General features: G+C 37.8%; 12 protein-coding genes and 1 pseudogene. 9 read left to right on the top strand and 4 right to left on the bottom strand.

Going from position 1 to position 12,418, the window contains the following annotated elements; genetic code table 11:
- Positions 1-236: 236 nt before the first annotated feature.
- From gldB to OCV73_RS03405, 5 genes are all read left to right on the top strand, one after another.
- Positions 237-1,256: a gliding motility lipoprotein GldB gene (gene gldB, locus OCV73_RS03425; RefSeq protein ID WP_147549050.1), complete on the top strand. Its 1,020-nt coding sequence runs from the start codon at positions 237-239 to the stop codon at positions 1,254-1,256.
- A gap of 17 nt (positions 1,257-1,273) precedes the next feature.
- Entirely contained in the window at positions 1,274-2,017 is a 744-nt protein-coding gene (locus tag OCV73_RS03420) for a shikimate dehydrogenase family protein (RefSeq protein ID WP_147549048.1), read from the top strand.
- A gap of 23 nt (positions 2,018-2,040) precedes the next feature.
- Complete coding sequence (locus tag OCV73_RS03415; protein WP_147549046.1) at positions 2,041-2,928, top strand: LysR family transcriptional regulator; 888 nt, start codon at positions 2,041-2,043, stop codon at positions 2,926-2,928.
- Positions 2,929-3,024: 96 nt separating this feature from the next.
- Positions 3,025-3,966: a YeiH family protein gene (locus OCV73_RS03410; protein ID WP_147549044.1), complete on the top strand. Its 942-nt coding sequence runs from the start codon at positions 3,025-3,027 to the stop codon at positions 3,964-3,966.
- 213 nt (positions 3,967-4,179) lie between these two features.
- Entirely contained in the window at positions 4,180-6,276 is a 2,097-nt protein-coding gene (locus OCV73_RS03405) for a ComEC/Rec2 family competence protein (protein ID WP_147549042.1), read from the top strand.
- Here the strand turns inward: OCV73_RS03405 and OCV73_RS03400 are convergent, their stop codons facing one another.
- A complete protein-coding gene (locus OCV73_RS03400; RefSeq protein ID WP_317244119.1) occupies positions 6,277-6,882 on the bottom strand; it encodes a C40 family peptidase in 606 nt (201 codons plus the stop codon).
- Between the two features lie 99 nt (positions 6,883-6,981).
- Here OCV73_RS03400 and OCV73_RS03395 point away from each other — a divergent pair, with 99 nt between their 5' ends.
- Both OCV73_RS03395 and OCV73_RS03390 read left to right on the top strand, forming a co-directional pair.
- Positions 6,982-7,629, top strand: coding sequence for a pyruvoyl-dependent arginine decarboxylase (locus OCV73_RS03395; protein ID WP_147549040.1), 648 nt, complete (start codon positions 6,982-6,984; stop codon positions 7,627-7,629).
- Between the two features lie 181 nt (positions 7,630-7,810).
- Positions 7,811-7,951, top strand: a complete 141-nt coding sequence (locus tag OCV73_RS03390; RefSeq protein WP_167551193.1) for a hypothetical protein — start codon at positions 7,811-7,813, stop codon at positions 7,949-7,951.
- A gap of 45 nt (positions 7,952-7,996) precedes the next feature.
- On the opposite strand, the pseudogene OCV73_RS03385 reads toward OCV73_RS03390, so the two are convergent.
- Positions 7,997-8,184 (bottom strand): annotated as a pseudogene (locus OCV73_RS03385) (MFS transporter); the annotation flags it as partial.
- Positions 8,185-8,563: 379 nt separating this feature from the next.
- Between OCV73_RS03385 and OCV73_RS03380 the strand changes: the two are divergent.
- Together OCV73_RS03380 and OCV73_RS03375 are read left to right on the top strand one after the other, a co-directional pair.
- Positions 8,564-9,727 carry an acyltransferase gene (locus OCV73_RS03380; protein ID WP_394802942.1) on the top strand — a complete coding sequence of 388 codons (1,164 nt, stop codon included), beginning with the start codon at positions 8,564-8,566 and terminating at the stop codon, positions 9,725-9,727.
- A 4-nt stretch (positions 9,728-9,731) separates the two neighbouring features.
- A complete protein-coding gene (locus tag OCV73_RS03375; RefSeq protein WP_147549038.1) occupies positions 9,732-10,862 on the top strand; it encodes an acyltransferase family protein in 1,131 nt (376 codons plus the stop codon).
- A gap of 228 nt (positions 10,863-11,090) precedes the next feature.
- Here OCV73_RS03375 and OCV73_RS03370 read toward each other — a convergent pair whose 3' ends face one another.
- The gene (locus tag OCV73_RS03370) at positions 11,091-11,684 is read right to left on the bottom strand and encodes a hypothetical protein (protein WP_147549036.1); all 594 of its coding nucleotides are present in this window, start codon (positions 11,682-11,684) and stop codon (positions 11,091-11,093) included.
- A 14-nt stretch (positions 11,685-11,698) separates the two neighbouring features.
- The gene (locus OCV73_RS03365; RefSeq protein WP_147549034.1) at positions 11,699-12,190 is read right to left on the bottom strand and encodes an RNA polymerase sigma factor; all 492 of its coding nucleotides are present in this window, start codon (positions 12,188-12,190) and stop codon (positions 11,699-11,701) included.
- Between the last annotated feature and the right edge of the window lie 228 nt (positions 12,191-12,418).

Here is a 12,418-nt window from a genome sequence, read left to right as displayed (position 1 = left end):
ACTTTCATACAATTACATGTTATTTATTCAACAAAATACTGTAAATGCAGATTACTTCAAATAAAAACATGCTTAATCAAAAATATCTTACAAAGGTACAAAATATGAAGAAATTTAAGAGGATTTCAATCTCATTTTTATTTCTGGACACATATTAACAAAGTATAGGAGCCGGAGCCGGTCATTTAAGAATAAATCTTTTATTTTTGCATCACTGAAAAAAATCTCGAAAGCAAATGAGTAAGATCCTGTACAGAAAATTAAAAACCGGTATTTTAACCATCAGTATTATATTTATCGCTACCGCCTGTAAAGACAGCAAGCGAAAAATCATAACAACACAAATACTTCCCATCCATATTGAACGTTTTGACCGGCATCTGCCTGAATATGTATCTTCAGAAGATTCCGTATTCCGGGATAATTTCAGAAAAAAATATTCACCTTTTTTTTCCTTGTATTGTCAATCCATATTAAAACTTTCTCCGGAAACTGCCCCAGGATACCTTCCCGGGTTAAAACGATTCGTCAGCGATACGGCTGTTAAGGTACTATACGCCGACTGTGAGGATGAATACTCGGATATGTCGGACCTGGAGAATAATTTATCCGAAGCTTTCGGACGATACGGAGCTTTCTTCCCGGAATACAAAGTCCCCCGGATTCTATCGCATGTATCAGGTCTGGGTGTTCCTGTTATCATCGCAGACAGCCTTATTTCCGTATCCATAGACAATTACCTTGGAAGTGATTATCGGTTATATAAAGGCCTCTTTTATGATTACGAGCTAAAAAGTAAAATACGGCGTCAAATTCCTCTGGATATAATATCAGCTGTTATTTATACCGAAGAACCTTTCCGGAAAGAAAATGCCACCCTACTGGACCATATTGTTTATGAAGGTGCTGTGATATACCTGCTTGAACAGATATTCCCCGATAAAAAGGAAGAAGATCTTCTCGGTTTCAGTCAAGAGCAACTGGACTGGTGCCGGAAAAATGAATCTAAAATATGGAACAAAATGGTAAGTGAAAAACATCTGTTCTCGGGCGATATGCTTTTACAAAACAAATATTTGAACCCGGCTCCTTTTACTTCCCCTTTAACGGCTGAATCTCCCGGAAGAACCGGCCGATGGATCGGGTACCAGTTGGTGAAAGCATATCTCAGGAATGTACCGGAAGCAAATATTACAGACATCATCCGGCAAGACATGGCAAATACCGTTTTAAAACAATCGAAGTACAAAGGATAATTTTAAGGTTTTAAATTATGAAACAGATCTACGGGCTAATCGGCTACCCGCTCATTCATTCTTTTTCGAAATCATATTTCAATGAGAAGTTCGAGATGGAAAAAATAAATGCCGAATATATAAACTTCGAAATTCCCCGAATTGAAGAATTAAAAAGAATTATAGACACAAACCCTGGACTTGCAGGAATGAACGTCACCATTCCATACAAGGAAAAAGTCATCGCCTATATGGATGAAATGGATGAAACGGCCGCCCGTATCGGAGCGGTAAATGTAATAAAATTCATCCGTTCGAAAGGAAGGCTCACATTAAAAGGCTATAACTCCGATGTCGTAGGTTTTACCGACTCTATAAGTCCGCTACTCACGCCGGAGCGGAATAAGGCGCTGGTATTAGGAACCGGAGGCGCCGCCAAAGCCGTATTTTGCGGGCTGGAATCTTTAAAAATAGAACCTACATACGTTTCCCGAACAGCCACACCCGGCCGCCTGACTTACGCGGAATTGACACCAGACATCATGGACACGCATAAAATAATTATTAATACCACTCCGGTAGGTATGTACCCGCATGAAGACAATTGTCCTGACATCCCTTATCATTTAATGAACAGCCAACATTTGTGTTACGACCTGATTTACAATCCGGACGAAACGCTTTTCATGAAAAAGGCAAAGCAATATGGAGCAGAAGCAAAGAACGGACTGGAAATGCTCCTTCTTCAGGCATTCGCTGCCTGGAACATATGGAATGAATAAAAGAATATAATAATATTGCACATATGATCGACTTCAGACTGAAAGTCTTTTGCAGTGTAGCCCGGAACCTGAGTTTCACAAAAGCTTCAAAAGAATTATTTATAAGCCAGCCGGCAATCAGTAAACATATACAAGAACTGGAAGCTGAATATAAAATACGTCTTTTCGAACGCAAAGGAACCCATATTTCACTTACAGCCGATGGAGAACTACTGTTAAGCCATGCTGAAAAAATCCTGGGACAATACCGGCAACTTGATTTTGAAATGAATTTATTGAGCGAACGCCATATGGGAGAGTTGAGACTGGGAGCGAGTACCACTATCGCACAATACGTACTGCCCGGTTACTTGGCTTCTTTTATACAAAAATTCAAGCATATCAAACTCTCTCTCGTTAACGGAAATACACGAGAAATTGAAAAAGCATTGGACGAACACAGGATAGACCTCGGATTGGTCGAAGGCTACAGCCGCCAGTCTCACCTGCACTATACTCCGTTCATGAAAGATGAATTGGTACTGGTAACGCGTACATCCGGGAAATTGGCCGAACTGGATGAAATAACATTAAGCGAACTTCAAAAATTGCCTATAGTACTTCGGGAAGCAGGTTCGGGAAGCCTGGAAGTTCTTGAGAATTCTTTAAACGAGCACCATATCAAGCTATCTTCTCTTCAAATCGTCATGCAACTGGGAAGCACCGAAAGTATAAAACGCTTTATAGAAAATACCGACTGCCTGGGAATAATCTCTATCCAAGCAGTGATGAATGAGCTTACAACCGGCAAATTAAGAATTATAGATATAGAGGATTTTTCTTGCGAACGGATGTTTTGTTTCGTACAAAAGCAAGGGGAAGGCAACGGGCTGGAAAAAGATTTTATCCGTTATGTAACAAAGCAGTTTTAAATATTATAACTTTTAGTTATGATACATATCTATTATTGATAAGGATATATTATTATCTCTTGTTACTTTTGCATCCGAAAATAAAAATAAGAAAAAATGAAACCTCTTTTGACGTTCCTGCAAAAAAACAATCGTATCATCTTTATTATCTTATTATTGCTGACTTTAATTCCCGGTGTATCCCCGGCCGTAGCATTATTTGCCGGTCTTGCTTTCGCTCTCACAGCCGGTCAGCCCTTTCCTAAATTCAGCAAAAAATGTTCTAAATATCTATTACAGATATCTGTCGTAGGATTAGGATTCGGAATGAACTTACACGAATCTCTCAAAGCGGGAAAAGAAGGTATGATGTTCACCATCATTTCCGTAGCTATGGTTATGATCCTGGGGTTTCTTATAGGACGGAAACTGCAAGTAAACAAAAAGACATCATATCTTATCTCATCGGGAACGGCCATTTGCGGTGGCAGTGCTATCGCGGCCGTAGCTCCAGTACTTAAAGCTGATAGTAACCAAATGTCTGTAGCATTGGGTACTGTATTCATTCTTAACGCAATAGCTTTGTTCATATTCCCACCGATAGGCCATTGGCTGGAAATGACCCAGGAGCAATTCGGAATGTGGGCCGCTATCGCCATACATGATACCAGCTCGGTTGTAGGGGCCGGAGCGGCCTACGGCAGCAAAGCCCTTGAAATAGCCACTCTGGTCAAACTGACCCGGGCATTATGGATCATCCCTATGGCTATCATCACGACATTCCTGTTCAAAGAAAAGTCGGGTAAAATCTCAATACCTTGGTTCATCTTCTTTTTCGTGCTGGCTATGGTAGCAAATACTTATCTGAACATTCCTGAATCGATAAGCAGTTCCATAGTATGGATAGCAAAGAAAGGACTAACGGTCACATTATTTCTTATTGGAGCCGGTTTATCTCAAACAGTAATCAAGCAAGTGGGAATCAAACCTATGGTACAAGGAATCATTTTATGGATATGTATAGCTATTATGAGCTTGCTGGTAATTTTATATTTATAAACAAAAACACTTATTTTGCCGGCATTTCGGAATAATCTGTTTATATATTTATTCATTTAAGATGCTATATACAAACGCTTGATTTTTCATTTTCATATATAGCATAAGTATCTTTCCCGGTTCGTGCATTCTTTATTATTTCTTTTCATGGTTTAGATTCTATTTCTTTATTCCAATTCTTGTTCTTATTTTTGCCGTTAGAACAATTAAACTATGCAGGACATACCTTTGGTATCTCGTACTCCGTTCCTGCGGCTACTGATACCTTTGATAACCGGAATATGTATTCAGGAATTCTTTCCTGAGGTACAGACATATCTTTTTACAGGTATGGCGGGGATTATATTATGGGCATTCAGCATAAAACATGCATCGGCAATTTCACAATACCGGCAAAAATCCTTATTCGGAATAGCTTCTTTCTTACTCATCGCTACGATAGGCATATTAATTACTCTTGCAAATACTCCTCAAAAGAAAGTTTGGAATACAGCTTTATATCCAACTGCCATTGCCCGTCTGGATACACCTGTCAAAGTATCCGGAAAATCATTAAAAGTAAATGCAACTGTCACGGCACTTTGCGACAGTAACGGAAAAATGGTTCCGCAAAATGAAAAAATATCATTGATATTCCGGAACGATATTGAATCCGAGTCATTGATCGAAGGTAATATAATTATATTCAGACAACAGCTTTCTATCATCCGGAACAACAGCAACCAATACAGTTTCGATTATGCACGTTATATGAAAAGAAACGGCATCTTATATTCGCAGTACCTAAAAACCGGAGATTGGAAACGTATGGGATATGTTACTCCGTCTTCTCTTACATATTCGTCTCAAATAATGAGAGACAGGGCTATAGAAGCTCTCCGGAAAAGCGGATTGTCAAAACCTGTACTCTCTTTACTGGAAGCTCTTATTCTGGGATATACAGGTAGCCTGCAAGCATCTACCCGAGCGGATTTCTCCGCCGCCGGGTTGTCACATGTTTTAGCGGTCAGCGGACTTCACACAGGCATCATCGCCTATCTTATTTATTTACTTTTATGGCCCTTGAGTTTCTTTGGTATGCGCAGAATACAAACTATCGCTACCATCATCATACTTTGGTTTTATGCTTTTTTTACCGGCTTATCACCGTCGGTAATACGAGCTTGTATTATGACCACCTTTGTACTCACAGCCCCTGTCCTGGGACGACGGAACTGTAGTATTAACGCACTTCTGGCTTCTGCATTCTTCATGCTTCTCTACCGCCCCTCATGGTTATTCAACATCAGTTTTCAATTAAGTTTTAGTGCCGTACTTTCTATTTTATTATTATACCCTTATCTTACCCGCTGGTGTGAAAATACTAACGGAATTATACGATACACAGGGAAAATGGTTGCTGTCTCTTCCGCAGCACAAGTAGGAACACTGCCCATATCTGTATTTTATTTTCATCAAATACCATTATTATTCCTATTCACCAATTTGCTGATATTACCTGTTCTTCCCGTAATAATAGGAGCCGGAATACTTGTTCTTTTATCTGTAATTTCGGGATTCCATGCAAGCTGGTTGGTGCATATTTTAAATATATCCGTAGAGTTCATATTGAACTTTATTCATTACATAGGACAAATACCCTATGGTAATATACAGGGGGTATGGCTCGAAGAGCGTTATCTTTTTCTCTATTTTATTTTTTTCCTTTTTATATGGCTGGCATTAAGAACACGACAGATACGTTACCTGATCACAGTCATGCTCTTTGCTGTTTTTTTCTTTATATGGGATGCTCACGAGGCTTACAAAAAACAAGAATATCCCGATATAGCTATATATGATACCCGGGAAGCTACTTACATCCGCCTGTCCAGCCCTGCAAAATGCTATATCTTATCAACCGACAGTATTATAAATCCGGAAAAAAATTACGAGTTATGTAAAGAATATCTCATGAGACATAGACTGGAAAGCTGCCATTCCATAAACAGCCCGATGTCGGACGCAAACATTTATTATCATCCGCCTTTCATCGGATACTATGGAAAACGAATAGTAATTGCAGATAATTCCCAAAGATCCTACGCCACGACAAATAAAATACCGGTCGATTATGTAGTCATAAATAAAAATTTTAAAGGGAAGCTGCCGGATATTCTTCGCCTTTATACACCGGGAATCATTATATTGTCCCCGGATATATATCCCTCACAGGCCTATAGATGGGGAGAATTATGCAAAAAAGCGGGAATACCGTATTATGACATACGGTTACAGGGAATGTGGATAGAAAAAATAAAAGAAAAATAATCACCTTCCTTTTACCTTTCCTCCACATACCCAGGTACGTCTATAATAATTATCATCCAGATTACTTATTATCACACCTTTGGAAGTAGACGCATGTATGAAAAATCCGTCTTTCAAATAGATACCTACATGATTTATCTTATTATTTTTAGATTTTGTTTTGAAAAAAACGAGATCCCCTTCCCGTAATCTGGAACGGGAGATTTTACGGCAATTCATTTTCATAATTCCTTCGGAGGAACGATGTAATTTTATGTTGTATATCTTGTTATAGATATGGCTGACCATTCCCGAACAATCTGTTCCACGAGGCGTATTACCTCCGTATTTATAAGGGCTGCCCAGCCACGAGGCACATTCGCGATACAAACGAATATCATCGTGTGCATCGAGACGAACTCCTATTTTCTGCGATAAAATTTCATATTCTTTATTCTGTAAACGGCGGGAAGAAGAACAACTACTCGTAATGAGCACTAAAAGCGAAAGAATAATATATAAATTTCCATTACGAAACCGCTTCATAATTTTACGCATAGATGATTGTGTTCCAAATATAACAATAAAACAGGAAAATTCTTTATTCTTCTCTATATTCTTTACCATTCTTTATGTTTAACCGATAAGCAAAATACCGGATAATATTGTTCTTTTTTAAATTATAGTTCAGGGATATATTATAAAGGATACTTATTACAAATTATCATGACAAATGAATACAGAGGAACCCGTTATCCTGTTTTCGGATTTATTACCGGGGGAAAAGGAGTATTAAACGATGGTATACCACCTCAGCCGTACGAAACTTTCGCTTATGACCTGGCTTTACTGGAAGCTTCCATTGAGAACTTCAACGTAATTCCATATACTTCTGTTCTTCCTCCCGAACTCCGGGGAAACCTGGTGACCATAACTGACACGGTAAACAGAAAATTTCCTTATTTACCCTACCATCCCGAACTTACCGAACAATTCCACCACGGAGCAGTCCTCGAGGCAATCATAGCCGGACATGGGGCCAACTATACTGAACATAAAGCGATTGCGACCGGAATAGGCATAGTATGGGCAAAAAACAAAGGAAAATTCATCGGAGGCTTTGCAGCAGAATATGTACAGTTATACGATTCTATTATCAACGACGATATAGCCCGGGCTGAAGCTCATATGTGGCTGAACAAGTCCTTGGATCACGAACTTACTATCAGAGGGCTGGAACAGGAAGGAGAAAAGGATATGTTCCATAATTTCCTGAATATTCCTGAAAACAATCCTTTCGGGTATTGCTTAACTTGTATAGGTTTTCTGAATTTCAAATATGCGCCTCCCATAAGCCAGACCGAAAAGATGTGACAAACGACCACTGTATTTTTCCAAAGAATGCTTAGAAGCAATTTTTGCTTTAAGAAGTGCTTTAGATAGGTACAGTGGTCTTCCTTCCGTCATCTGAACGAATGCCGCCAAATTCGAATCACACCCGGCACTACTTATAATACACAATCATTTCTTTTTCTCCGGTTTCCAGGCGGAAGGTATGAAAAGTGCCGATATTCCTATCACCCCTATAGCCGAACCACATGCGATAAATACCTCGGGAATTCCTACCGAATCGCCAATAATTCCTATTATAAACAAACCTATAACCGAAGGAAAGAAGGCTTATGCTGCCGAATAAGGAAAATACGCGTCCCAGGAAAGAAGGTTCTACCTGTGTCTGGAGCAAAGCGGTAAACGGTCCTAATAATATTTGAGGCAATAAAGTTGCTATCGGCCGAAAGAAAGAATTTCAGCCGAGCCTGTTTTCAAACTGATCCATAATACGATAGCAAATTGCGTAACGGCACTGCTCAATATAGAGAACAGCTTTTCCGTCCATATAACAATAAGTTTCTTTTTCCAGCCATTCATAATAAATGCAGTCGTTAAAACAGATGATAACAATAAACAAATTTCATCGCTTTACAACCGGAACAAAAAATAATAAGTTATGCCGACCTCAAAAAAGGAATTGAAATAAAGCCTAACCAGACGTAGCAGATTCGGAACAAATATATTTATATTAATATATTCATAAATTCTTTTTTGGAAATACTTAGGTAATCATTATTTTGATTCATGTTAAAAGCCGGTATATATTTAGAATTAAAAAACATAAACTCTCTCTAAAATCAAGAGATTACTCCAATTATTAATTTTTTCCTATATATTTGCGAAATTAATTCATTCACTGAAATTATTTAGATAGGAACTTTTCCATCTTTTTTAGCTATGCTTATTTTATAATACCATGACACAACCATCTCACAACATTGCTATTGGCTCTTTAAAAAGAGAAAACATCGGCTGGATAGACTTATTACGCGTTATTGCCTGTTTTTTAGTCGTCTTTTCCCACTGTTGCGACCCTTTTGTAGCGCAATTCGATAATGACAGAAATTCATTTCTTACCGGAACATTTTCAGGAAGTCTAGTAAGGGCTTGCGTTCCTTTATTCGTCATGATGACAGGAGTATTATTATTGCCTGTACTTACGGATATGAAAACATTTTACAAAAAACGTATTGTACGTATAGTTATTCCCCTTATTTTCTGGTCGGTAACTTTACCTGTCCTGTATTATATTTACCTGAATTATATCGGCACGACGCAAAGTCCTTCTATTTCAATGGAAAACTTCACCCTGCCAGCTACTCTAAATAAAATATACACATTTATATTCAATTTCAATTATGACACCACCCCTTTGTGGTATCTTTATATGCTGGTGGGGCTATACCTCATTATGCCCATCCTGAGTGCATGGCTTAAACAAGCTCCGCGCCAGGACATAAAATTATTTCTTATCATATGGGGGATTTCCCTTATACTTCCGTATATAAAAATGGCAGCCCCGGTATTAGGATACACCGGAAATTTCGGAAATATGGGATTATTCGGTATATGCGACTGGAATGACTACGGCACGTTCTATTACGTATCAGGATTCATCGGTTACCTGGTGTTGGCTTATTATCTGGTAAAATATCCGTTAAACTGGAACTGGAAAAAAACATTATCTATTACCATACCTTTGTTCCTGACGGGTTATTTAATCACTTCTCTCGGATATATTCTGACCCAGGAATATTTTCCGGGAAATTACGCAAATCTGGAAATCGTATGGTATTTCGCCGGTATCAACGTATTTATGATGACATTCTCGGTTTTCGTTATTATACAAAAACTGAACATACCTTCTTCACAAAATTTATCAAATCTGGCTTCCATGACTTTCGGCATATATCTGTGCCACTTCATATTCGTACAAATTTCTTATGACATTTTCGGATATATTCCCACAGTTCCCGTCATCATACGTATAATAGGTATGGCTTGTATATCTTTCCTGATAAGCTATATAGTGGTACGATTTATGAATTCATTCACAATAACAAAACGATTTATCAAATAAACAGATGTCAAAAATTTCAGCAGCAGCATTTACAGACACAAAACCGCATTACAACATACTTGACGGATTACGAGGAGTAGCGGCATTAATGGTTGTATTCTTTCATATATTTGAAGCCTATGCAACCAGTCATATAGACCAGCATATCAACCACGGGTATCTGGCTGTAGATTTTTTCTTTATCTTGTCGGGATTCGTCATAGGCTATGCATACGACGACCGCTGGAAAACAATGACAATAAAAAACTTTATCAGGCGCAGATTCATCCGCTTACATCCCATGGTAATAATGGGAGCCATTATCGGAGCTATTATGTTTTACTTTCAGGGCTGTTCTGTCTGGGACGTATCGAAAATATCTGTAGCTATGTTACTTATAGCTACCCTAATGAATGCATTCCTCATCCCGTCAACCCCCGGTTTCGAAATTCGGGGAGTTACGGAAATGTTCCCTCTGAATGGTCCGAGCTGGTCTTTATTTTATGAATATATCGGTAATATTTTATATGCATTCTTTATCCATAAACTCCCGACAAAAGCTCTCTCTCTTTTAGTTTTACTTGCCGGTTGCGGTTTAGCCGTATTTGCTATATGGGGACCGTACGGCGATATATGCGCAGGATTTTCACTGACAGGCGAGAATATAATCGGCGGATCTTTACGCTTATTATTTTCATTCTCAGCCGGATTACTGCTATTCCGCATATTCAAACCGATTAAAATAAAAGGGGCTTTTTGGATATGTAGTCTGTCTGTAGTTATTTTATTGGCTGTACCCCGAATCGGCGGCAGTGAACATTTCTGGATGAATGGATTATACGATACGGTATGCTTCGCGATAGCCTTTCCTTTACTTGTTTATCTCGGAGCATCTGGAAAAACGACAGACAAAACTACCACCCGAATATGTAAATTCCTGGGAGATATTTCTTACCCGCTGTATATGGTACACTATCCTTTTATATATTTATATTATGCCTGGGTAAAAAATGATAATCTCACATTCGTACAATCCTTACCGGGGGCTGTAGCTCTTGTTATCGGGTGTATAATATTGGCTTACCTGTGTTTAAAGTTATATGACGAACCCGTACGCAAATTTTTAACAAAACATCTTTTACATGCAGAAAAATAACTAATTTACCCGGTATTTCCTACCGGGTAAATTCCTTTCATTTATTTAGTAATAAGTTCAAAAGTGAAAGATTATATTCATTATCTAACATGAAATAAAATATTTTCGCATGGCTGATTTCATCCTGAATAACAGAACAAATTAATTATCAAATAGTTAAAATTACAATCTCACCATTTATATTACGTTTACAGAAAAAAATCCATCTTGAAAACATTAAGCTTTTGTTTAGCTTGCATCTTTTTCAAACTCCCTAAGTTCCTCTAATCCATATTCAACAGACTTCATATTTTGATTATGTCTGCGTTCTTGCACAATAGTAAATATCACTCCCAAAATAAACGTAAATACGATCATCATAAGCGAATAAACATTCACCTGCGTTTTTTCCAGAAACATGAATCCGGCAATGCCGCCAATACTCACAATAGGACCATATATTTTACCATACCAATAACATCGCTTATACTTTAAAAATAAACGTTCAAGGTCTTGCATTTTGAGCGTATCCAAACTAAATCTGGACAAATAATAAACCATAAAAGCCTGATAAATGACGGCAAAGCACATAATCGTTTCCAGCAAAATGAATGATATACATTTCATCTGGACATCTCCCACAAACTTGATGAGTGGGAGTAAAACGATGCCGATAGCCAGCACCAGGCACAATCCCCGTAATTCGGAATTATATACTTTTTCGTATGCCGATTGCGTACGCATCATAATCATTTTTTTTATAATTTTCTGATTCAATATTTCATTTTGGATCAAACGCTCATTTAAAACGTTCCATCCCGTTTTCATTTCTTCCAAATCCATATGACAAATGTTTTTTAATCGTTAGACATTTTTTTCAATTTTTCTTTTATCCTGTTGAGTTTTACAGCCACATTATTTCTGGATATACCCAATATCGCTGCAATTTCCTGATAGCTCTTTTCTTCCAGCCAAAGCAAAATCAACGCACGTTCCAATGTACTCAGGCAGTTGATCATCCGGTAAAGTTCCTGAAGTAGAGAAGTTTTATTCTCTTCATCTGCATCAGCAACCTCCAGGTTTACCGAAATAGGAACTATAGGAGGCCTTGAGGCAGACTTTCTGAAAAAAGAGACACAGGTATTCAAAGCAATGCGATAAACCCAAGTAGAAGATTTACACTCGCCCCGAAAACGGAGAAAAGATTTCCAAAGATTTATCACTACCTCCTGATAAAGATCATTAAGGTTTTCGTTGTCCGTAGCATAAATGTAGCATACCTTATAAATAACATGCTTATATTCTGTCACGAAAGCAACAAACTGCATTTCCAATTCTTGTGTGTTCATAATAAACTGATTCATTTTACCATATTAGTCGCAAAAAAAGCAAAATGATTACATGAATATAAAAAATAATCTACTGAAAATACTGATTAGAAATTAAAGGATATTTTTATTTTTGTGTAGATTCAGATATACTTTCCAAGATCATTTAAAATCCGTGGAATATCGTGTTGAAGTATCACAGAATATTTCCTATAATGCCCATTAAACGATATTCACCGAAAACTGAAA

It is taken from the genome of Barnesiella propionica (assembly GCF_025567045.1).
GTDB classification, from domain to species: Bacteria; Bacteroidota; Bacteroidia; order Bacteroidales; family Barnesiellaceae; genus Barnesiella_B; species Barnesiella_B propionica.
Note: the sequence above shows the minus strand (reverse complement) of the source record. Positions and strands in the feature narration are given on the sequence as shown.